The organism is Corallococcus exercitus (genome assembly GCF_042231735.1).
Classification (GTDB): domain Bacteria; phylum Myxococcota; class Myxococcia; order Myxococcales; family Myxococcaceae; genus Corallococcus; species Corallococcus exercitus_B.
Window position 1 is genome coordinate 6,017,382 of the sequence record NZ_CP102577.1, and the last position, 20,829, is coordinate 6,038,210.

The following is a 20,829-nucleotide window of genomic DNA, read 5'->3' on the forward strand; positions in this document are numbered from 1 at the left end:
CCGCGCGGCGGCTACCGGGTGCCCGCGTCTCCCTTGGGCGCGGGCGCTCCCTCGGGGCGCTGGTTCGGCGCGGTGGAGGCCCCTCCGCCCGGGCGCAGCGCGTTCTGGCCCAGGCGGGAGAAGTTGATGGAGTTGCTCAGGATGCGCACCGCCTCCTGGTCCGCGTGGAAGCCCATGGAGTTCTCCGCCTCCACGAAGTCCAGGTAGAACTGGGCGCGCTTCTGCAGGTCGCGCGCCTTGGCCAGGGACTCCTCGGGCGCTCCCGCCTTCTGTGCGCTCTCCAGGTCGTGGATGAGGTCCACCAGCGCGTCCATGGCGATGTTGCGCGTCTGGAAGGTGCGCGTCTGGATGGTCTCCGCCCGCTGGAGCAGCTCCGCCTCGCTCCACTTGTGGCAGGTCTGGCAGGCGCGGTTGATGTTGAGCAGCGGGCTGCGCACGTGGTGGTCGCTGATCTTCATCGCACCCTGGCGCTGGTAGGGCATGTGGCAGTCCGCGCACGCCACCCCGCTCTTCGCGTGGATGCCCTGGTTGTACATCTCGAACTCGGGGTGCTGCGCCTTGAGGACCTTCGCGCCGGTGAGCGCGTGGGTCCAGTCGGCGTGCCCGTCCTCGTCGTAGTAGGCCATGATCTGATCGATGTTGATGCCCTTGGCCCAGGGGTACGTGAGGCGCTTCTCCTTGCCCTTGAAGTAGTACTCGACATGGCACTGCCCGCACACGTACGTGCGCATCTCCTGGCGGGTGGCGTCCTGGTTCACCTTGAAGTCCGGCACGCCCTGGCTGGCCTTGAGCGCGGCGATGCCCTCGATGAAGCCGGGGCGCGTGACACGCAGCTGCATGGTGGACGGGTCGTGGCAGTCGATGCAGGACACAGGGTGCTCCACCAGCTTGCGCGCCTCCGCGAAGGGCATCTGGTTCATCTTCTCGAAGCCCTTGATGAGGTCCCCGTCCCCCAGCTTCTTGTAGGGCACGTACACGCTGCCGTGGCAGTGGATGCAGGTGCCCGGCTGCTTCGTCACCTGCTGCCGCTCGGTGAAGACCTGGTCCTCGAGCATGTGCGCGTGGCCGCGCTCCTCGCGGAAGTCGGTGGCGAAGGCGTAGCCGCTCCACATGGTGACCAGCCGGGGGTCCTCCTCCAGCCGGCTCTGCGCCACCACCGAGCGCGGGTCCGCCTGGGTGGGCGTGCGCGCCACCGCCTCGCTGCCGCCGTAGCGGGTGCGCTGCTGGTCCACCGTGCGCTTGTAGCCGTCGTACTGGAGCGGGAAGTTCTTCCCCCACACGGCGGGGTCCGTGATGGTGTCGTCGAGCTCCACCACCCGGTAGAAGGGGTTCCTCGCCTCCTGCTTGCGCTCCATGATGTTGACCAGGAGGGCGGTGACGCCCGCCGAGGCCAGCGCCGCCGCGACCGCGACCGCGACCACGAGCTTCGTGCCGCTGAACCGCCGGCGCTTCTCCGGAGCCTTCTCGGGCTCGGTCATCGTGCAATCTCCTTACGGATGAGCTCGGGGTTGCCCGACCCTTCGGGGTGGCCCACGGAGTTGTGACAGGTGAGGCACTGGAGCTGCTCGCCGGGGGCCACCTGCGCGTGGCCCGCGGGGGGCGTCTCGATGGCCTCCACGATGGAGGCATGGCACTTGCGGCACGCGTTCTCCGTCACCACGCGGTTGCCCGGACGCAGGCGGATGGGGTCCGGGAAGGTGCCGGTGGTGAAGTAGAAGGAGTGCCAGAAGCCGTTGCTCGCCTTCGTGTAGTACTTGGGAAGGAAGCCCGCGGGCGTGTGGCAGTCGTTGCAGGTGGCCACCGCGTGGTGGCTGCTCTTGCGCCAGCCGTCGTACTGCTCGTTCATGATGTGACAGTTGGCGCAGGCGGCAGGGTCGTCCCGCAGGTACGACGAGCCCTTCGCGTACGCGAAGGTGAAGCCGCCGAGGCCGACCGCCACTCCGATGGCAATCCCGAGGGTCACGGCCAGCACGGTGCGGGATGCGGTGAGCACGTGGGGCAACCTACCTGGATTGCTCACCGCGCGTCACAGACTTCGGCGTGGATCCGACAGACGTCCACGACCGCCGACCGCGTGGCCCCGCCCCTCCTCCAAGGCCCATGCTCGGGACAGGTGGGGGGAGCATGGCAAAGCGACCGGGGTGGCGGCGTGCGGCGGTGGTGCTGTGTCTGGGGTTCGGCTCCGCCTGTGCCCACTACCGCGTCCAGGCGCCCGGTGCCGCGGGGACCGGCGCCACCGAGCCACAGGGGGAGGTCCTCTGGTCCCTGGGCTGGGGCCTGGTCCAGGAGCGGCCCCGGGTGGACAACTGCCAGGACCAGGCGCTCGCGGAGGTCACCCAGAGCACCAACGTGGGCTTCGCGCTCGTCAGCGTCCTGACACTCGGCCTCGCGATGCCGCAGCGGGTGGAGTGGCGCTGCGCCAAGGCCCAGCCGACGCCGGGTGACCTGGGGGCCCGCCCCGTCCCGCCTCCCGCGACGGTCGAGGCACCCTAGCGATGCCTCCCATCCTCCACGAGAGCCCCCAGAAGCGCTGGCAGAACTGGCACCAGAGCTACAGCCAGAAGCTGGAACTCCTGGTGGACGTCGGGAATGCCGATGACTCCCAGTCCACGGTGCCGGGCTACATCGACACCACGCAGGGGCTGCAAGAGCTCATCCGGCGAGCGCTCACGGAGGGCCTGGAGATCCGGGGCCTGGGGGGTGGCTGGTCCTTCACCAAGGCGCCCGCCACCAGCGGCATCCTCGTCAACACGAAGCCGCTGAACTACTTCTTCCCGACGCTCACCACCCGTCGCGGCTATCCGGGCCGGAGCGAGGACCTCTGCTTCGCGCAGTGCGGTGTCTCCGTCGCGGAGCTGAACCACCTCCTGAAGAAGCTCGGCAAGTCCCTGGCCACCTCGGGCGCCAGCAACGGGCAGACCATCGCTGGCGCCATCGGGACGGGCACGCATGGCTCCAGCCTGGTGTCCGGCGCCATGCAGGACTTCGTGGTGGGCCTGCACCTCGTGGTCTCACCGGACCGGCACGTGTGGCTGGAGCGAGCCAGCGCCCCGGTCATCAACGAGGAGACTCCCAAGAAGCTGGGCGCGGAGCTCATCCGGGATGACGCCCTCTTCAATGCCGCCCTGGTGGGCATGGGCGGCTTCGGCATCGTGCACGGCGTCCTGATGGAGGTGGAGGACCTCTACTACCTCCAGGCCTACCGCCGGCGGATGCCGCTCACCGAGGGGCTCTGGCGCGCGCTCGACCAGCTCGACTTCTCCGGCATCGCGCTGCCGGGCCCCCCAGGGCTCAAGCCCTATCACTTCATGGCGGTCATCAATCCCAACGACCTGGACCGGGGTGTCTATGTCACGGTGATGTACAAGCACGCCCAGCGCCCCCAGGGCTCGAAGCCGCCCAGTCCCGGCAGCAAGCTGACCCAAGGGGACAGCGCGCTCGAAATCGTCGGCGTGCTGACGGACACGGTCTCGGAGCTGACCATCCCCGCGCTGTCACGGCTGATGGATCGCTTCTACGGGGAATACGACGACGTCAGCGGGACGCACGGCGAGCTGTTCACCGACACCACCACCCGGGGGAAGGCCTGGGGCAGCGCGGTGGGCGTTCCGCTCGGCCGGGTGCGCGAGACCATCGAGCTGGCCCTCGCCGTCAATCGCGCGTACCCGTTCCCCGGGCTGTTCGGGGTGCGCTACGCCCTGCCCTCCCGGGCCACGCTGGCGTTCACGAACCACGCGCCCATGACGTGCGTCCTCGACATCGACGGAGCGGCGTCCACCCGCACGAAGACCTATAGCCGTCGCGTCTGGCAGCGGCTCGCCGAGGCCTTCATTCCCCACACGTTCCACTGGGGCAAGTTCCACGAACTGGACGGCCCGGCGGTGCGCCGCCTGTACGGCGTGGAACGCGTGGACGCCTGGCTCGCCGCGAGGAAGGCCCTGCTCCCCACGCCCGAGCTGCGCGCGGCCTTCGCCAATGACTATCTCCGCGGCCTGGACCTCGCGTGAGGATTGCCGGATGGGCGGTGGTGGGCGCGCTGCTCGCCCCGGGCGCGGCGAGCGCGCGGGACGACGACAACATCAACCTCTATCGCTACGTGCTCGACCTGGACGTGCCCGAGTCTCCGGCCCTGGTGGCGCTGGAGGAGGCGCCCCTGCGCGTGCTGCTCGGCGCCGCGCCCAAGCCCGTGATGGCCACGGTGCTGGCCTCGACGACACCGGGAGCGCTCAGCCCCGGACTCAGCCTGGACGTCGCGCCCTACTTCCTCTTCGGCGGCGGCATCCGGAGCCTGTCCGGCTACCGCGCGAACTCGGTGGCCGGCCGGCTGATGCGGGTGCTGACGAAGACGACGGTGTCCGCCGCGCTGATTCCAGACACCACCGGCGGAGGCCCATGGCGCGTGGGCTTCGGGCTGAGGACGACGTTCCACGACCCGCACGACCCCGTGCTCAACTCCACCCTGCCCGAGCAGGTGGCGGAGGCGCTGGAGCGCCAGGGCGTGCCGCCGCCCGCGGACTCGGACGAGGACCTCCCCACGCAAGGCGTGGACCTCTCCGCCCTCTTCGAAGAGGCCGAGGAGCAGATGCGGGCCCGGAGTGGAGACATCCAGATCTCCGGCGGCTGGGGTGTCTCCGCCCGCACGGAAGGAGGCGTGTTCACGGGCGAAGGGCTCCGGGACACCCGGCACACGTTCTGGCTGACCGGGCAGGCCGCGCTCGGCCGGCGCTTCGACGCGCTCGCGACGATGCAGGTGCTGGACGCGTTCCGCTCCGGCCGGGAGCTGCTCACCGGACTGGGCGTGCAACGGAAGACCTCCGTGGCCGACTTCCGCGCGGAGCTGACCTATGACGGCATCGACGATCGCCTCCACCCGGGAGCGGCCATCGACGTGAAGCTGCCCGGCTGCACGAGCGCCATCGCGTCGCTCACCACGGCGCACGGCGCGGACACGGACGACCCGGTGCTCCGGGGCCAGCTCCAGCTGCGCTGGTACTTCGCCCGGTGCCAGTAAATAAGCGGGCCCGGCGCACGGAAGGCACCGGGCCCGTCCTCACCTCACGGCGTGAAGCGCCTCAGCCCCCGAGCGCCACGTTCTCCAGCACGCCCAGCGCGTCCGGGACGAGCACGGCGGCGGAGTAGTACGTGCTCACCAGGTAGTTCGTGATGGCCTGGTCGTTGACGGCCATGCGCTTCACGGTGAGGCTCGGCTCCACCTCGTCGGGGATGCCGGCGTTGTGCAGTCCCACCACGCCCTGGTCGTCCTGCCCGGTGCGCATGGCGATGATGGCGGTGGTGTTCTCCCGGCTGATGGGCAGCTTGTCGCACGGGAGGATGGGCACCCCGCGCCACGCCTGGAACTTGCGCCCGTCCACGTCCACCACCGTCGGGTACAGGCCGCGCTTGTTGCACTCCCGGCCGAACGCGGCGATGGCGCGCGGGTGGGCCAGGAAGTAGCGCGTCTTGCGGCGGCGGGACACCAGCTCGTCCATGTCGTCCGGCGTCGGCGGACCGGAGCGGGTGTTGATGCGCTGCTTGAGGTCGGCGTTGTGCAGCAGGCCGAACTCCGGGTTGTTGATGAGCTCCCACTCCTTGCGCTCCTTCAGCGCCTCGATGGTCAGCCGCAGCTGCTCCGCGGTCTGGTTCATCGGGTCGTTGAAGACGTCCGCCACGCGGGTGTGCACGCGCAGGATGGTCTGCGCCACGCTCAGCTCGTACTCGCGCGGCTTCAGCTCGTAGTCCACGAAGCCGCCCGCGATGACCGGCTCGCCGTGGTGGCCCGCCGTCAGCGGGATGGCCGCCTGCCCCGCCTTGTCCTGGGGCTTCTTGAGGTTGGCCCGGTAGCGCTCCACGTGCGCCTTCAGCGCCGGGGACTGGGTGATGAGGGACTCGAACACCTCCTGCGGCAGCGCCATCACCGTGCAGGCCGTGACGGCCTTGACGGTGAAGGGCCACACGTCGTTCGACTCCACCACCGCCTGGTCGCCGAAGTGGTCGCCGTCCGCCAGCGTGTCCAGCACGACGGGGTCGCCGTACTTGCCGGCCTTCAGCTTCTGCGCCTTGCCGTGCGCCAGCAGGTACACGTGCTCGGCGGACCTGCCCGCCTCCACGATGATGTCGCCCGCCTTGTAGTGCTGCTGGACGAAGCGGCCGGCCAGGGTGCGGACGAGCAGGTCATCCACGTCCTCGAAGCCCCGCATCAGCGGCAGCTTGAGCAGCTCCTGGGCGATGACCTCCACCTTGACGCCGATGTTGCTGAAGTTCAGCCGGTCGTCGCCCACGGTGTACGTCAGCCGCCGGTTCACGCGGTACGTGCCGCCGGACACCTGCACCCAGGGCAGGATGCTCAGCAGGTAGCGGGGCGAGATGCCCTGCATCACCGGCTGCGTCTTCGTCGTCGTCGCGAGCTGGCGCGCACCCGCCGTGCTGAGGCTGGTGCCCTCGTGCGCCGCTACGTCGTTCTGTGAATTCGCCATGGAAGAACCTTCCCGTTACGTGCGGACGAAGGACTACGAGCGGCCCAGCTCCACGCTCTCCAGGATGCCCAGCGCGTCCGGCGTCAGCACCGCCGCGGAGAAGTACGCCGTCACCAGGTAGTTCATGATGGCCTTCTCGTTGATGCCCATGAACCGGACGTTGAGGCTGGGTTCAATCTCATCCGGGATGCCCGCCTGGTGCAGGCCGACGACGCCCTGGTTCTTCTCACCCACGCGCATCAGCATGATGGACGTGGTGCGCGACTCGCTGATGGGCAGCTTGTTGCAGGACACGATGGGGACGCCGCGCCACGCGGGCACGTGGCTCCCGTTCATGTCGATGCTGGTGGGGTAGATGCCGCGCTTGTTGCACTCCTGGCCGAACGCGGCGATGGCGCGCGGGTGGGCCAGGAAGAACGACGGCTCCTTCCACACCGTGGCCAGCAGCTCGTCCATGTCGTCCGGCGTCGGGGCGCCGGAGCGGGTGTGGATGCGCTGCTTCAAGTCCGCGTTGTGCAGCAGGCCGAACTCGCGGTTGTTGATGAGCTCGTGCTCCTTGCGCTCCTTCAGCGCCTCCACGGTCAGCCGCAGCTGCTGCTGCGTCTGGTTCATGGGGTCGTTGAAGAGGTCCGCGACGCGCGTGTGGATCTGCAGCACGGTCTGCGCGACGGCCAGCTCGTACTCGCGCGGGTGCGTCTCGTAGTCCACGTAGGTGCCGGGCAGCACGGGCTCGCCGTGGTGGCCGGCGGCCAGCTCGATGGCCTTCTGGCCGGAGGTGTCCTGCTTCTTGCGGGAGCGGGCCTTGAAGTCCTCGAGGTGCTTCTGCAGCGACGGCACCTGCGCCACCACCGCCTCGAAGGCGGACTGCTGGAGGATGAGCGCGATGACGGGCGTGACGGCCTTCGCCGTGAACTGCCAGTAGTCCTGCGACTCCAGCAGCGCCTCGTAGCTGTAGTGGTCGCCGTCCGCCAGCGTCTCCAGCACCAGCGGCTCGCCGTACTTGCCGGTGCCGATGCGGTTCACCTTGCCGTGGGCGATGAGGACGATGGAGTCCGCTTCCTTGCCGGCCTCGGTGATGACGTCACCGGCCTTGTACTCCTTCTGCACGAAGCGGTTGGCCAGCGCGGTGAGCGCCTCCACGTCCTCGTAGCCGCGCAGCAGGGGCAGCTCGCCCAGCTCCTGGGGAATCACCTGCACCTTGGCGCCGGTGCTGGTGAAGGTGACGCGGCCGTCGCCCACCGCGTAGGTCATGCGGCGGTTGACGCGGTACGTACCGCCGGACACCTGCACCCACGGCAGCAGCTTGAGCAGCCACCGCGAGGAGATGCCCTGCATCTGCGGCTCGGACTTGGTCGTCGTCGCCAGCTGACGCGCCGCCTGCGTGCCAAGGCTCTGGTTGTTGTCGTCGAACTTCTTCAGGTCATTGGACATGGGGTCACCTTCTCCAGGTTAAGGGTTCAAAAGGTTTCGGATTGCGGTGGGACTCAGGACCTGGCCGAGCGGAACAGCTCGGCGACGCGGGTCGCGGACATGCCCAGGCCGGAGCGGTTGCCGGCCTGGAGCTTCGGCGCCGCGTCGTGGCGCAGCTCTTCTTCCGTGTAGCGCGTCACCCCCGCGTGCCACCGGGGGATGCCGGCCATCCACTGCTGGAGCTGCTCCACGTACTTGTGCAGCTTCTCCTGCGCCTTCTCGTCCAGCCCGAAGGTGCGGATGACCACCGGCAGCTCCTTGGCCACCAGGTGCTGGAACTGCTTCATGCGCGCGGTCATCAGCTCGTTGACCACGAGCACGGCCTCGTCCTTGTCCACGCCCAGGAACTTCTGGACCACGAGGACGCAGTTGTTCAGCTCGCCCTCGAACTCGATCTCCTTCTGGTAGGAGAAGAGGTCGTTGACGAAGCAGGCGTAGTCCGCGGCGGAGTTCTCCAGCCCGCGCAGCGTGCGGGTGTTGAAGACGTCCTCCGGCACCGCGTCCCCCTTGGAGAGGCGCGACAGGCTCATGGTGAGGTCCGAGCCGAACGTCTTGCGGCGCATCTCCACGTAGTCCACGGGGTCCGGCACGCGGTTGATGAGCTGGTTGTTCAGCTCCCACACCCAGCTGTCCGTCATGTCCTGGATGGCCTTGCGGAACAGCGTGCGGCCGCGCGGCGACAGCGGGCCCGCCGTGCGCTTCCACAGGTCCGCCAGCCCCAGCTCCACGGGGTTGGTGGGCACCGCCGCGTTGGCGGCCTCCACGTCATCCGGCATGAACTGGGCAAGCCGCGCGGTGAACATCTTCGCGCCCGCCATGTCCCGCGTGTTCGCGTAGAGCATGGGGAAGTAGTCGTCCGCGTAGGTGCCCCAGACGAGCCAGCACGCCGTCAGGTCCAGCTGCTCCGGGGTCGCGTCCGGGTGGATGAGCGCGCCGCACAGGGCCACGTCCGCCGCGTCGAACTTGTGGTCATCCCAGACGTAGAGCCCCAGGACGGGCAGCACCTCCAGCATGCCCACCCGCCGCGCCCAGTCCTTGGAGTTCTTGCGCGCGCGGTCCAGGTGGGGGCTCAGGTACGTGCTGTACGGCGCGTAGAACTTCGGCAGCTTCGTGGGACCCACGTGCGTGCGGGGCACGTGGCTCAGGGACTGGGCGCGGGGCCCCACCCCCAGCCCGCCAGGCGTCAGCGGAATCCGCAGCGCGGCGGTGCCCAGGCCGGAGGGCACGGGGATGGACAGCGCCGGGCGCTCCTCCGAGTGCTGGTTCATGTAGCGGTTGGAGCGCATGTGCCACTCGTGGCCGCCGGACTGCCAGTCCTGGAGGCCCCGCAGGTACGTGAGCACCTGCGCCTGCTCCACCGGGTTGAGGGCGTACTCCGCGACGAGCCACGGCAGCTCCGTGGCGAAGGTGGCCTCGAACTGCTGGAGCCGCGACGTGAGCAGGTCGTTGACCAGGTCCGCGGCGCGCTGCGTGTCGCAGTCGAGGAACTTCTCCACCACCAGCACGCCGTTGGAGAGCTCGCCCTCCTCCAGCTCGCGCTCGTAGGAGAACAGGTCGTTGCGCAGGTGCACCGCGTCCGAGAACGTGTCCTTGAAGACGCGCATCGGCCGGCTCTTCACGACGCGCGCGGGAATCTCCGCGGCCACGGCGTGCTCCACCAGGTCCGACGACCAGGGCGCGCCGCCCACCTTGCGGCGCATCTCGATGTACTCGATGGGGTTGGAGATGCGCGCCTCGCTGATGTTCTCGATCTCCCACATCGACTCATCGAGCAGGTGCTTGGTGTTCTCGAAGAAGCGGCGGCGCCAGTCCATGGACATGGAGGGCACGGTGCGCTGCCACAAATCCCAGAGCGCGCGCTCCACCGGATTGACGGGCTCCGGCGGCGGGGACATGTCCAGCGGCATGAACAGCGGCAGCCGGTCCAGGTAGGCCTGCCCGCCCTTCACGTCGCGCGAGTACTTGAAGACCTCCAGGAAGTGGTCGTCGAAGTAGAAGACCCAGACGTACCAGTCCGTGATGAGGTCCAGCTCCGGACCCGGCGCCTCCGGGTGCGTGTACGCACAGAGCAGCGCGTAGTCCATGCCATCGAAGCGGCGCTCGGACCACACTTCCCGGTCCGTGCCGTCCCGCGGCGGCCCCAGGATGCCCATCTGGTACGACCACGCCTTCGTGTGCGCGCGGGCCGCTTCCAGGTTCGGGTTCAGGCGCGCCGGCCACGGCACGTAGAAATCCGGTAGCTGGAACGGTTGCTTCTGTCGCCCCTTGGACATTCAGACCCCTCGTTGAACCCGAGGGATTTGTACCGGCGTGCACTGGCCGACACCAAGACTACCCAGCGCAACCGGACAAACTGAGTAATCCGGTGAATAAGGGCTGGCGGGGATGGGACATGGACCCACCCGAAATGGTGGCGGGAACCCGGTGGTGAGGCGCATTCCCGCCACGCATGGCCACCACTCTTCCCAACACCTGAGAGGACGAAACGCCGCGGTGCGGGGAGCGCATCCCTTCAAAGGGACAGCCGGCTCCCCGCGTTCCGCCAGCGAAGGGACCGCTAGCGGCGCGTGGAGCGGCGCGAGGGGCTCTTGCGAGCCGACGTCTTGCGCGCGGAGGTCTTGCGCGCGGACGTGCCACGGCCGGACGTCTTGCGGGCGGTGCGGCCGGCGGCGGCGCGACGGGCCGGGGCCTTGCGAGCGCCACGCCTGGCGGTGGCCTTCTTCGCGGCGCCGCGCTTACCCGCGGCCTTCTTCGCGGTGCGCTTGCCGGCGGCCTTCTTCGCCGTGGTGCGCTTGGAGGTCGCCTTCTTCGCGGCGCCCGTGCGACGGGACGACGCCTTGCGGGCGCCCTTGCGCGCACCGGAGGAGCGGCGGCGCGACGGCGTGGCGGACGTCGCCTCACCGGCCGGCTGCATCGTGTTGGACGACGGGGACTCGTTCGGGTCCTGCATGTTCGACTCGGCGTGCATCAACAACCTCCAGGATGACAACACCTGGAGGGTAAGCGCATCCGCCAGAAGTGCACGCATGCCCCACCGAGCAGATGCACTCCACCTGACGAATGCGCGCAGTGCTACATCCCGCGCGAGGCCGAAAATCCGGCCTCGGAGCGCACGGCGGTCACGCGAAGCGCTACGCCGCGCCCTTCAGGAACGCGGCCAGCTTCTCGTACGCCACGGCCAGCGGCGGGATGGGCGCGCTCTCGTGGAGCTGGTGCGCCTGCGCCGTCTCGCCGGGCCCGAAGTTCACCGCGTCCACGCCCCACTCGCCGAAGCGCGCCACGTCCGTCCACGCCTGCTTCGACGCGGCGGGCAGCCCCGTGAGCGCCATCAGCCGCTGGAACAGCGGGTTGCCCGCGGCCACCGGCCCGCTGGGCGACGCGTCCGTGAACTCCACCTCCGCGCGGCCCGCCACCAGCGCCAGCACGTCCTCCTTCGCCCGGGCCACGCTCTTGCCCGGCGCGAAGCGGTAGTTGAGGTTCAGCTCGAACGCCTCCGGCACCACGTTGCGCGCGCGGCCGCCCTTGGCCAGCGTGGCGCTGAGGACTTCATAGAAGGGGAAGCCCGCGACGTTCACCTCCACGCGCTCGCGCCCCAGGAGCTCCGTGAGCAGCGGCCCCGCCTTGTGGATGGCGTTCTCCCCCTGCCACGGCCGAGCGGAGTGCGCGCTCTTGCCCGTGAAGCGGACCGTCACCTGCATGCTGCCGACACAGCCCACCTGCACCACGCCGTCCGTGGGCTCCATGGCGATGCCGAACTTCACGCGCGACAGGTCCGGGCGCTTCTCGTACAGCGGGATGAGGCCGCTCTCCGCGTAGGCCCCCTCCTCGCGCTCATAGAAGAGGAAGGCCACGTTGACGGGCAGCGCGTCGCGCTTCAAGTCCTCCGCCAGCGCCATCATCACCGCGAGGCCGCCCTTCATGTCGGACGCGCCCAGCCCGTGCACGCGCTCCCCTTCGATGCGCGGCGCGCGGCCCACGTCCCCGGGGTGCATGGGCACCGTGTCCAGGTGGCCGATGAGCGCCACCGTGGGGCGCGGGTCCTCCAGCGAGCCCAGGAGCAGCGTGTGCCCGACGCGGAAGACCTCCTCGCGGCGGAAGTGCTTCAGCGCCCAGCCCTCCACGTGGTCCGCGATGGGACCCTCGTGGCCAATGGGGCTCTCAATGCGACACAGCTCGAGCGTGGTCTGGGCGAGGCGGGTGGCGAGGTCGGTGGAAGCCATGCGCGCAACACCATACTCCCCGCCCGCGCCCGGCACACCGTCCCCTCAGGCGCCGTCCACGAGCTCTTCAAAGGACGTGACGCCATCCAGCACGGTGACGCAGATGCACGCGGGGCCCCGCAGCGCGGTGAAGTCGTGCAGCGAGCCGTCCGTCTTCTCCAGCTCGTCACCGGGCCACACCTCGTGGCCGTTGTCCTCGCGGAAGCCGCCCTCCAGCACCAGGTTCCACTCACGGCCCAGGTGCGCGTGGCGCGGGTAGCGGGCGCCGGGCAGCAGGCGCACGACGGCGGCCATCATCCCCTCGCGCCTGGGCCCCGTCTCCACGGGCATCAGCTCCACGCCCTCCACCGGGCCTGGCATCCAGTTGCTGGCCTCCGCCATGGACTCCAGGAGCTCGCGGGCCCGTCCTTCCGTCACGTCCAGGAACGCGGCCACCTTCCCGGCCCAGCGGGCGAAGCGGCCGGGGCCCTCCATCTGGTCCATCAGCCGCGTGAGCACCGCGGCCGGCGGCGTCACCGGCGCGACGAGCGCCCCCAGCGCCTCCACGGCGGGCGTCAGCCGGGCCAGCTCCGCCCGGCAGCGCGCACACCCGTCCAGGTGCCGGGCCGCGGCGTCGCGGCGGGCCGGCTCCAGGGTCCCGAGCAGCCACTCGGGGAGGATGTCGTCGAGGTGGTCCATGCGCTCCCGGAAGACAGCGGACGTATCACGTCCCGTAGCAGCTATACGCGCCCCCGCCGGCGGCGGATTTTCGCGCCGCTCACACCGCGACGGCGAAGTCCCGCAGGGCGGCGTTGAGGCTGGTCTTCTGGTCGGTGGACGCCTTGCGCTGCCCGATGATGAGCGCGCACGGGACCATGTACTTGCCGGCGGGGAACTGCTTCTCCCGCATGCCCGGAATCACCACGCTGCGGGCCGGCACGCGCCCCTTGTGGATGACCTCCTGGGGGCCGGTGACGTCGATGATCTGCGTGGACGCGGTCAGCACCACGTTGGCGCCGAGCACCGCCTCCTCCTCCACCACCACGCCCTCCACCACGATGGAGCGGCTGCCCAGGAAGGCGCCGTCCTCGATGATGACCGGTGACGCGGAAGGCGGCTCGAGCACGCCGCCCAGGCCCACGCCGCCCGACAGGTGGACATGGCGGCCCACCTGCGCGCACGACCCGACGGTGGCCCAGGTGTCCACCATGGTGCCCGCGCCCACCCGCGCGCCGATGTTCACGTACCCGGGCATCACCACCGCGCCCCGCTCCACGAAGGCGCCGTAGCGCACCGTGCCCGGGGGCACCACGCGCACGCCCGCCGCCTCCAGGCCCTTCTTCAGGGGCACCTTGTCGTGGAACTCGAAGGGGCCCACCTCCATCACCTGCATCTCCGACACGGCGAAGAACAGGAGGATGGCCTCCTTCACCCAGGCGTTGACCCGCCAGCCTTCCGGGCCCTTCTCCGCGACGCGCAGCTCGCCGGCATCCAGCCGCGCCAGCGTCTCGCGCACCGCCGCCACGGTGTCCGCGTCCTTCAGTTTCGCCCGGTCCGCGAACGCCGCGGACACCCGCTGGGAGAGCTCTTCGAGGGATGTCGCCATGGCGCGAAGTTGAATCACACTTCAGCGGTCCGCGCCCCTCCTGAGTGTCCACCTCCTGACGGCGAAGGACGGACTCAGACGTGCGTCGCGCCCGGCACCAGCGCCAGCGGATGGGTCAGCGACAGGATTTCCCCGTGATGCTGTTTGTCCGCCGGGACCAGCGGACCGGTGCCCTCGCGCAGCACCACGGCGCCCGGGAGCACCCGGCCCACGGCGGACAGGGGCACCTCCTTCCAGTGGCGGGTGAAGGGCGAGCGCCGGACATAGAGGTGTTCCTGGCCGATGAAGGCCACGTAGCCCAGGTGCTTGCCGTCCGCCGAGCGGACCCGCATGCCGCCAATGATGGAGCGCCGCTCGAACGGCGTGTCGTCGAAAGCCATCGGTCGCCTCCTCCCGTGCGTGGGAAAGGTGGGGATGGCCTCCAGGCGCCGCGAGCCGCCCGGCCTTGAGCCGGGCCCCTGCCCGCCCGGCCCCCCAGGAAGAGCCCTCATGCGGCCCCAGGCGCCCGGTGTTTCCCGGGCCTGGGAGGGGCGCTCCCGTTAGCCTGTGCCCGCCATGACGACCCCCGTCTTCCCCCCGCTGCGTGCCGCCTACGACCCGGAGACCTTCCGGACCACCGCCCACGCCCTGATGGATCAGCTCGCGGACTACCTGAAGGCCGCGCTCGGCGGGGGCGCCATGCCGGTGCTCCCCTGGGCCCCGCCCGCGGTGAACCAGGAGCGCTTCGCCACGGTCTTTCCGGAGGAGCCGGCGCCGGAGCTGTCGGGGGCCTTCGCCGCGCTGATGGCGCGCGTGCTGGAGGGCTCGCACCACCTGCACCACCCGCGCTACGTGGGCCACCAGGTGACGGCGCCCGTGCCGCTCTCCGCGCTGTGCGACGCCGTGTCGTCGCTGCTCAACAACGGCATGGCCGTGTACGAGATGGGCCCCGTCGCCACCGCGATGGAGCACCACGTGCTCGCGTGGATGGCCGCGAAGCTGGGGCTGCCCTCCAGCACCCGGGGCGTGCTCACCTCCGGCGGCAGCGCGGGCAACCTCACCGCCCTGCTCGCCGCGCGTCAGGCGAAGGCCGGCTACGACGCGTGGAACGGCGGCGCGCACGCGGGGCCACCCCTGACGGTGCTGGTCCCCCGCTCCGCGCACTACTGCCTGGCCCGCGCGGTCCGCATCATGGGCTGGGGCGAGGGCGGCATCACCCCGGTGGACGTGGACGACCACTTCCGGGTCCGGCCGGACGCCCTGGAGGACGCGCTCGCCGGGGCCGCCCGCGCGGGGCGCAAGGCCATCGCGGTGGTGGCCAGCGCGGGCTCCACCGCCACCGGCGCCTTCGACCCGCTGGAGCCCGTGGCGGACTTCGCCCAGAAGCACGGCCTGTGGTTCCACGTGGACGGCGCGCACGGGGCCGCCGCGTCGCTGAGCCCGAAGTACCGCGCGCAGGTGAAGGGCATCGAGCGGGCGGACTCCGTGGTGTGGGACGCGCACAAGGGGCTGCTCATGCCCGCGCTGGTGACGGCCGTCCTCTTCCGCGACGGGGCGCGCTCCTTCGACGCCTTCTCCCAGGAGGCCCACTACCTCTTCCACGGCGACGGCGACGACGCGCGCCCCTACAGCGACGTGGGCCTGCGCACGCTGGAGTGCACCAAGGAGATGATGCCCCTCAAGGTCTACGCGTGCCTGTCCGTGCTGGGCACGCGCGTCTTCGAGGAGGCCGTCACCGCGTCCTATGACCAGGCCCGGCGCTTCGCGGGCATGCTCACCGCCGCCCCGGACTTCGAGCTGGCGCTGGAGCCCGACTGCAACATCGTCTGCTTCCGCCACACCCCCGCGCACGTGCCCCCGGCGGGCTGGGACACACTCCAGGTCCGCCTGCGCGAGGCGTTGGTCTCCCGTGGAAGTTTCTACCTGGTGCAGACGCGGCTGCCCCGGGGGGTGTACCTGCGGACGACCCTCATCCACCCGCTCACGGGGGACGGGGACCTGGCGGCCCTGCTGGACGCGCTCCGGGGGGCGGCCCGGCCCTGAATTTTGTGAGCAAGGGAGTCGCCCGGACGGACGAAATGCGATAGGGCGGGGCCGCCATGCTCGTCTCGCTCGTCATTCCCGTCTACAACGAGATTCCCACCCTGGCGGAAATCCTCCGCCGCTGCACCGCCGTGGACTTCCCCAAGGAGCTCGTCCTCATCGACGACTGCTCCAAGGACGGCAGCCGCGAATTCCTCCGCCAGCTGTCCGAACAGGGCCTGGACGTCCTGGGGGGCACGCCGAAGAACCGGAACGAAATCCGGGTGCTCTTCCAGGAGAAGAACCAGGGCAAGGGGGCCGCGCTGCGCCGGGGCTTCGCCGAGGCCACCGGGGACATCATCCTCGTGCAGGACGCGGACCTGGAATACGACCCCAAGGACATCCCGCGGGTCATCCAGCCCATCATTGATGGCGAGGCGGACGTCGTCTTCGGCAGCCGCTTCATCGGGTCGCCGCGCCGGGTGCTGTACTACTGGCACACCGTCCTCAACAACATGCTCACCACGCTCTCCAACATGACGAGCGGGCTGAACCTCACGGACATGGAGACCTGCTACAAGGCCTTCCGCGCCGAGGTCCTGCGCTCCGTGCACGTGGAGGAGGACCGGTTCGGCTTCGAGCCCGAAATCACCGCCAAGGTGGCGCGCGGCAACTGGCGCGTCTTCGAGGTGCCCATCAGCTACCATGGGCGCACCTACGAGGAGGGCAAGAAGATTGGCTGGAAGGACGGCGTGCGCGCCCTCTACGCCATCGCGAAGTACTCCGTGAAGCGCTGACGGCCGCCCGGCCGCTGTCCGGGGGAGGATGCGGCCCGCTCCCGCGCGGCCGTGTCGAATGCGGAGAAGGGAACAGAGCGGCGGGTGCGGTTGGTTGTCCAGCGAGCGGCGCCCCGAAGGGGTTCCGGCTTTTCTTCCTCCGTATTGCGGCGCGTAGTAGTTTCGACAACGCACTCCGTCTGAAGGGCGGGGAGTTTCCCGACCCTTCCGAAAGTTTCCGTCCCCGTATGTTCGACTGGCTCCACACCCTGTTTTCGCGCGACCTCGCCATCGACCTGGGTACGGCGAACACGCTCATCTACATCCGCGGCCAGGGCATCGTGTCCAACGAGCCCTCCGTCGTGGCGGTGCAGCAGGACTCGCGCGGCGGCAAGAAGGTGCTCGCCGTGGGCAAGGAGGCCAAGGAGATGCTCGGCAGGACGCCGGGCAACATCGTGGCCATCCGGCCCATGAAGGACGGCGTCATCGCGGACTTCGAAATCACCGCCGCGATGCTGCGCTACTTCATCCAGAGCGCGCACAACCGCAAGACGCTGGTGAACCCGCGCATCATCATCGGCATCCCGTCCGGCATCACGGAGGTGGAGCGCCGCGCGGTGCGCGAGGCGGCCGCCAACGCGGGCGCGCGCGAGGTCTACCTCATCGAGCAGCCCATGGCCGCGGCGATTGGCGCCGGCCTGCCGGTGACGGAGCCCAGCGGCAACATGATTGTGGACATCGGCGGTGGCACGTCCGACGTCGCGGTCATCAGCCTCGCGGGCATCGTGTTCGCCAAGTCGGTGCGCATCGGCGGCGACAAGCTGGACGAGGCGATCATCCAGTACGTCAAGCGCAAGTACAACCTGCTCATCGGTGAGCGCACGGCGGAGCTCATCAAGATGGGCATCGGCACGGCGTACCCGACGGACGAGGTCATGACCATGGAGATCAAGGGTCGCGACCTGGTGGCCGGCGTGCCGCGCACGCTGACGGTGTCCAGCGACGAGGTGCGCGACGCGCTCGCGGAGCCCGTCAACGGCATCGTGGAAGCGGTGAAGCTGACGCTGGAGCGCACGCCGCCGGAGCTGGCCGGTGACATCGCCGACAGGGGCATCGTGCTGGCCGGTGGCGGCGCGCTGCTCAAGAACCTGGACACGCTGCTGCGTGAGGAGACGGGCCTGCCGGTGTTCCTCGCGGAGGACCCGCTGTCCGCCGTGGTGATTGGCGCGGGCAAGGCGCTGGAGTCGTTGGACATCCTCCGCCAGGTCTGCCAGCCGGGCTGAAGTCCTCCGGCTTTCGCTGCACCGTGACGGCGCCGGACCTCTTTCAGGGGTCGGCGCCGTTCGCGTTTCCGGCCGCCGTCGTGGCGGCGGCCCGGGGCAGCGGCAGTCCGGTGGGGGTGACGATGCGCGCCTCGCAGTGGGGACGTCGGCCCTCCCGGTCGTCCTCCTGGCGGGCCTGCTCCTTCACCAGGTCCCCCCTCAGGATGCTGCCCGGGGGCAGGGGCTGCTCCAGCTTCGTGTCCATGCAGGCGTCGAACGCGCTCCGCACCCAGGGACCGGCCGCGCGGACCGCCAGCCCGTTCAGCATGTCGATGCGGGTGAGGCCCTTCAGCGGCTCCGCGAACACCGGGTAGCCCTCCCTGGCGTCGCGCCGGGAGTGGACCAGGGTGACGGCGGCGCGCAGGCCCGGGCTCAGGGCGAGGAGCTCCGGCCCGGGCTTTCGCAGGGGGGCCAGCAGGTGGTTTCGCAGCGGTTCGCGCGCGAGCATCAGCGGCAACGACGCGTTGAAGAGGGTCTTCGCGCGCGCATCCCCCACCCGCGTGAGCTCCAGGGCGAGCAGCGCGGCGACCTCCGGGTCCAGGCGGGACAGCACGGCCTCGGGCTCGCCCACGGCCTGCACCACCGCGCGCTTCGGGTCCTGCAGCACGTCCCGCGTGAGGCGCAGCACGGCGCGGTCCACGGGGGACGCCACCGCCGCGAGCTCCGCCTCCTTGGGCGAGCGCTGGCCGGTGAGCAGGTCCAGCAGCGCCATCCGCTCCGGCTGGCGCGCCAGGGCGGGGGGAATCCAGTCGCGCATCACGTAGGACGTGTGCTCGGGACCGGCGGCCGCGGCCGTGCGTCCGGCCAGCACCAGGAAGTCCCACGTCCGGCGGCGCGGGTCCTCGCCGTAGCGGCGCACCACCGTCGTGGCCGCGTCGCGAAGCTGCGCGCGCAGGAAGATGCGCACGTCCAGCTCCAGCGCCTCCACGGTGTCCGGCGGGTGCTTCTCCTCGAGGGTGGTCAGCAGCCTCGCCGTCTGGGTGACGAACTCCTGGCGCTCGCTGTCCCCCCAGACTCGCGATTCCCCCAGCTCGTAGCGCCAGCGTGCCTCCAGGAACGCGCGGTTCACCTCGGGCGAGTCCGGGAAGCGCTTCGCCAGCTCCTGGTACGCGGCGATGGCCTCCCAGGTGCCCGGGAGTGGCGGGCTCGCACGCTGAAGGTAGAGGGCCGCCAGCGGTGAGTCCGGATGCTGTTGCGCGTGCTCCGCGTAGCGGGCGCGGGCCGTGTCCCCCTGGCCGATGAAGCGCATCAGCGCCAGCGCCAGTGCCTGCGCGGCAGGGTCCTCCTGCCAGGTGTGCATCAGCATCTGTGCGTAGTCGCGCGTGTCGCGCCAGCGCAGGGCGTCCGGCAGGTTCGCGGGCGCCTGCGCGTCGAGGAGGAGGAAGGCCCGCGCCGCCATGTCACGCGCGAGGGTGTTGCCTCCCTCCACCTCCGCCACGGCGGACGCCACGCGACCCGCGGACTGCCAGCGCCCCGCTTCCGCGAAGGCGCGCGCGGCGGCTTCCCAGTTCGCGGCCTGGACGGAGAGCTGCTCGCCCGGCTGGAGCACCATGGCGCTCTCCGGCAGGGACCTGGAGCGGGGGCTCGCGTCGGAGTCCTCCGGCTCCGGGACCGCCTCCAGCCTCGCCACGCCCCTCACGTTGTAGAGGATCCGCTCGCCATCGGTCGGGAGCATGACGTCCTCGATGACGGACTCCTGGCCGGGCCAGGTCGCCACCGCGCGGAGCAGGTCGTCCCCCAGCTTCACGCGCCCCTGTTCCTGCGTCCCGGGCGCCACCACCCAGTGCTCGCCGCCGATGCGCACGTCCACGGGCCGCGACAGGCCGTTGACGACCGTCACGGCGCGCATGCTGCGCGCGTCCAGCCACACCGCGCCCGCCCCCGCCAGGGCACAGAGCCCCAGCGCCATCACGGCCAGGGCCCCCGCGCGGTGGCGCGCCATCCCAGGCGAGGGCGGCACCTGTCCGATGACCTGGACGGACGCCTTGCCGTCCGAGCGCACGAGGTAGCCGTCCAGCGGCCACACCGGAACCCCCAACACCGTCACCGTGCGCTCGGCGACGAAGGGCGCATCCAGGGCGGCGCCACGAGGAGGCACGCCCTTCCACCGGACGCCCGTTCCCAGCACGGAGGTCGTGGGAGGCGGACGGCCCGCGATGACGAAGGCGCCCCGGTCCTCCACCAGCGCCGTCAGCAGCTCCCGCGTGGGCCCCGCCGGCTCGCGCTCCAGTCTGCGGGAGAGCACCGCGTGCACCGCCCACGCATCTCCCCGAGCAAGCGCCTCCGACAGCGCCGCATCCGGCAGGAGCTCCGTCAGACGCGGCGCGCGCTCCAGCAGGCCGCTGGGGTCGGTGACAGGGGTGAGGGACATGAGCCCGCATTCAACCGGGTCCCAGCGGGGGGGAGGCAAGCCCCCAAGCCTTGAATCCCGTCAGGCCCCGGCCCGAAGCACCGCGCCATGGACGCCATCGACATCGTGAGGGACGCCCTCATCGTCGCGCCAGGCACCCTGGCTCACCATGCCGCCCACGCCGCCCGACGCGGTCCTCCAAACCTGTCCGACTGTCGGACAGGTTTCCGCCCGGATGCAGCGGCAGCCCCTCAGCCACGGTGGTCCCAACCTGTCCGACTGTCGGACAGGTTTCCGCCGTTCGGCTGGACCGGGCGGAGGTTCCCGGCCATGGCCATCCAAACCTGTCCGACTGTCGGACAGGTTCATGCGGCTCGGATGGAGCGGGTGCCCCCTGCCGCACTCCTCCAAACCAGTCCGGCTGTCGGACAGGTTTCCGCCGCCGGATGAAGCAGCGGCCCCTCCGCCACGGTGGTCCCAACCTGTCCGACTGTCGGACAGGTTTCCGCCGTTCGGCTGGACCGGGGGCCTTTGCCGCGGCCGTCCAGACTTGTCCGACTGTCGGACAGGTTCATGCGGTGCGCCGTCGGCCGGGCAAGGCATGCCCCTTGCCTTGAATCCCGTCCCCCTCA

17 protein-coding genes and 1 CRISPR repeat array are annotated in these 20,829 nt (G+C 70.4%); of the genes, 6 read left to right on the top strand and 11 right to left on the bottom strand.

Annotated features, from left to right (window positions below; translation table 11 throughout):
- Nucleotides 1–11: 11 nt before the first annotated feature.
- On the bottom strand, nucleotides 12–1,478 hold the full coding sequence (locus tag NR792_RS23720; RefSeq protein WP_375754953.1) for an ammonia-forming cytochrome c nitrite reductase subunit c552: 1,467 nt from the start codon (nucleotides 1,476–1,478) through the stop codon (nucleotides 12–14).
- Nucleotides 1,475–1,993, bottom strand: coding sequence for a cytochrome c nitrite reductase small subunit (nrfH, locus tag NR792_RS23725; protein ID WP_375754954.1), 519 nt, complete (start codon nucleotides 1,991–1,993; stop codon nucleotides 1,475–1,477). The genes NR792_RS23720 and nrfH overlap by 4 nt, the downstream gene beginning before the upstream one ends.
- 131 nt (nucleotides 1,994–2,124) lie before the next feature.
- Here nrfH and NR792_RS23730 point away from each other — a divergent pair, with 131 nt between their 5' ends.
- From NR792_RS23730 to NR792_RS23740, 3 genes are read left to right on the top strand one after another with little or no spacing between them, the layout of a single operon-like run.
- Nucleotides 2,125–2,493 (top strand): hypothetical protein, encoded by a 369-nt coding sequence (locus NR792_RS23730; RefSeq protein WP_375754955.1) that lies wholly within the window; start codon nucleotides 2,125–2,127, stop codon nucleotides 2,491–2,493.
- Between the two features lie 2 nt (nucleotides 2,494–2,495).
- Nucleotides 2,496–4,007 carry an FAD-binding protein gene (locus NR792_RS23735; protein ID WP_375754956.1) on the top strand — a complete coding sequence of 504 codons (1,512 nt, stop codon included), beginning with the start codon at nucleotides 2,496–2,498 and terminating at the stop codon, nucleotides 4,005–4,007.
- Nucleotides 4,004–5,011, top strand: coding sequence for a hypothetical protein (locus NR792_RS23740; protein ID WP_375754957.1), 1,008 nt, complete (start codon nucleotides 4,004–4,006; stop codon nucleotides 5,009–5,011). Before NR792_RS23735 ends, NR792_RS23740 begins: the two co-directional genes overlap by 4 nt.
- Before the next feature lie 61 nt (nucleotides 5,012–5,072).
- On the opposite strand, the gene NR792_RS23745 is transcribed toward NR792_RS23740, so the two are convergent.
- The 8 genes from NR792_RS23745 to NR792_RS23780 form a co-directional block, all read right to left on the bottom strand.
- Nucleotides 5,073–6,473, bottom strand: a complete 1,401-nt coding sequence (locus tag NR792_RS23745; RefSeq protein WP_375754958.1) for a family 2B encapsulin nanocompartment shell protein — start codon at nucleotides 6,471–6,473, stop codon at nucleotides 5,073–5,075.
- Between the two features lie 33 nt (nucleotides 6,474–6,506).
- A complete protein-coding gene (locus tag NR792_RS23750) occupies nucleotides 6,507–7,904 on the bottom strand; it encodes a family 2B encapsulin nanocompartment shell protein (RefSeq protein ID WP_375754959.1) in 1,398 nt (465 codons plus the stop codon).
- Nucleotides 7,905–7,957: 53 nt separating this feature from the next.
- The gene (locus tag NR792_RS23755; protein WP_375754960.1) at nucleotides 7,958–10,216 is read right to left on the bottom strand and encodes a family 2 encapsulin nanocompartment cargo protein terpene cyclase; all 2,259 of its coding nucleotides are present in this window, start codon (nucleotides 10,214–10,216) and stop codon (nucleotides 7,958–7,960) included.
- A 284-nt stretch (nucleotides 10,217–10,500) separates the two neighbouring features.
- A complete protein-coding gene (locus NR792_RS23760; RefSeq protein WP_375754961.1) occupies nucleotides 10,501–10,911 on the bottom strand; it encodes a cell envelope biogenesis protein TolA in 411 nt (136 codons plus the stop codon).
- Between the two features lie 163 nt (nucleotides 10,912–11,074).
- Nucleotides 11,075–12,163, bottom strand: coding sequence for a succinyl-diaminopimelate desuccinylase (gene dapE, locus NR792_RS23765; protein WP_375754962.1), 1,089 nt, complete (start codon nucleotides 12,161–12,163; stop codon nucleotides 11,075–11,077).
- A 45-nt stretch (nucleotides 12,164–12,208) separates the two neighbouring features.
- On the bottom strand, nucleotides 12,209–12,841 hold the full coding sequence (locus NR792_RS23770; RefSeq protein ID WP_375754963.1) for a cupin domain-containing protein: 633 nt from the start codon (nucleotides 12,839–12,841) through the stop codon (nucleotides 12,209–12,211).
- A gap of 79 nt (nucleotides 12,842–12,920) precedes the next feature.
- Entirely contained in the window at nucleotides 12,921–13,748 is an 828-nt protein-coding gene (locus NR792_RS23775) for a 2,3,4,5-tetrahydropyridine-2,6-dicarboxylate N-succinyltransferase (protein ID WP_120530235.1), read from the bottom strand.
- Nucleotides 13,749–13,822: 74 nt separating this feature from the next.
- Nucleotides 13,823–14,128: a hypothetical protein gene (locus NR792_RS23780; protein ID WP_375754964.1), complete on the bottom strand. Its 306-nt coding sequence runs from the start codon at nucleotides 14,126–14,128 to the stop codon at nucleotides 13,823–13,825.
- A 175-nt stretch (nucleotides 14,129–14,303) separates the two neighbouring features.
- On the opposite strand from NR792_RS23780, the gene NR792_RS23785 reads away from it, so the two are divergent.
- From NR792_RS23785 to NR792_RS23795, 3 genes are all read left to right on the top strand, one after another.
- On the top strand, nucleotides 14,304–15,770 hold the full coding sequence (locus NR792_RS23785) for a pyridoxal phosphate-dependent decarboxylase family protein (RefSeq protein ID WP_375754965.1): 1,467 nt from the start codon (nucleotides 14,304–14,306) through the stop codon (nucleotides 15,768–15,770).
- A gap of 56 nt (nucleotides 15,771–15,826) precedes the next feature.
- Nucleotides 15,827–16,546: a glycosyltransferase family 2 protein gene (locus NR792_RS23790; protein WP_207054682.1), complete on the top strand. Its 720-nt coding sequence runs from the start codon at nucleotides 15,827–15,829 to the stop codon at nucleotides 16,544–16,546.
- 227 nt (nucleotides 16,547–16,773) lie between these two features.
- Nucleotides 16,774–17,808, top strand: a complete 1,035-nt coding sequence (locus NR792_RS23795) for a rod shape-determining protein (RefSeq protein ID WP_014400170.1) — start codon at nucleotides 16,774–16,776, stop codon at nucleotides 17,806–17,808.
- A gap of 43 nt (nucleotides 17,809–17,851) precedes the next feature.
- Here NR792_RS23795 and NR792_RS23800 read toward each other — a convergent pair whose 3' ends face one another.
- Complete coding sequence (locus NR792_RS23800) at nucleotides 17,852–20,218, bottom strand: tol-pal system YbgF family protein (RefSeq protein ID WP_375754966.1); 2,367 nt, start codon at nucleotides 20,216–20,218, stop codon at nucleotides 17,852–17,854.
- Nucleotides 20,219–20,394: 176 nt separating this feature from the next.
- Nucleotides 20,395–20,769: a CRISPR direct-repeat array (repeat unit 25 nt; unit sequence AACCTGTCCGACTGTCGGACAGGTT).
- The last annotated feature ends 60 nt before the right edge of the window (nucleotides 20,770–20,829 follow it).

Excerpts from the sequence above, each read along its gene's own strand:
- NR792_RS23720 (WP_375754953.1), bottom strand. The coding sequence starts at position 1,478 with ATGACCGAGCCCGAGAAGGCTCCGGAGAAGCGCCGGCGGTTCAGCGGC.
- dapE (WP_375754962.1), bottom strand. The coding sequence starts at position 12,163 with ATGGCTTCCACCGACCTCGCCACCCGCCTCGCCCAGACCACGCTCGAG.
- NR792_RS23775 (WP_120530235.1), bottom strand. The coding sequence starts at position 13,748 with ATGGCGACATCCCTCGAAGAGCTCTCCCAGCGGGTGTCCGCGGCGTTC.
- NR792_RS23800 (WP_375754966.1), bottom strand. The coding sequence starts at position 20,218 with ATGTCCCTCACCCCTGTCACCGACCCCAGCGGCCTGCTGGAGCGCGCG.
- NR792_RS23735 (WP_375754956.1), top strand. The coding sequence starts at position 2,496 with ATGCCTCCCATCCTCCACGAGAGCCCCCAGAAGCGCTGGCAGAACTGG.
- NR792_RS23745 (WP_375754958.1), bottom strand. The coding sequence starts at position 6,473 with ATGGCGAATTCACAGAACGACGTAGCGGCGCACGAGGGCACCAGCCTC.
- NR792_RS23780 (WP_375754964.1), bottom strand. The coding sequence starts at position 14,128 with ATGGCTTTCGACGACACGCCGTTCGAGCGGCGCTCCATCATTGGCGGC.
- NR792_RS23785 (WP_375754965.1), top strand. The coding sequence starts at position 14,304 with ATGACGACCCCCGTCTTCCCCCCGCTGCGTGCCGCCTACGACCCGGAG.
- NR792_RS23755 (WP_375754960.1), bottom strand. The coding sequence starts at position 10,216 with ATGTCCAAGGGGCGACAGAAGCAACCGTTCCAGCTACCGGATTTCTAC.
- NR792_RS23770 (WP_375754963.1), bottom strand. The coding sequence starts at position 12,841 with ATGGACCACCTCGACGACATCCTCCCCGAGTGGCTGCTCGGGACCCTG.
- NR792_RS23790 (WP_207054682.1), top strand. The coding sequence starts at position 15,827 with ATGCTCGTCTCGCTCGTCATTCCCGTCTACAACGAGATTCCCACCCTG.
- NR792_RS23795 (WP_014400170.1), top strand. The coding sequence starts at position 16,774 with ATGTTCGACTGGCTCCACACCCTGTTTTCGCGCGACCTCGCCATCGAC.
- NR792_RS23750 (WP_375754959.1), bottom strand. The coding sequence starts at position 7,904 with ATGTCCAATGACCTGAAGAAGTTCGACGACAACAACCAGAGCCTTGGC.
- NR792_RS23730 (WP_375754955.1), top strand. The coding sequence starts at position 2,125 with ATGGCAAAGCGACCGGGGTGGCGGCGTGCGGCGGTGGTGCTGTGTCTG.
- NR792_RS23760 (WP_375754961.1), bottom strand. The coding sequence starts at position 10,911 with ATGCACGCCGAGTCGAACATGCAGGACCCGAACGAGTCCCCGTCGTCC.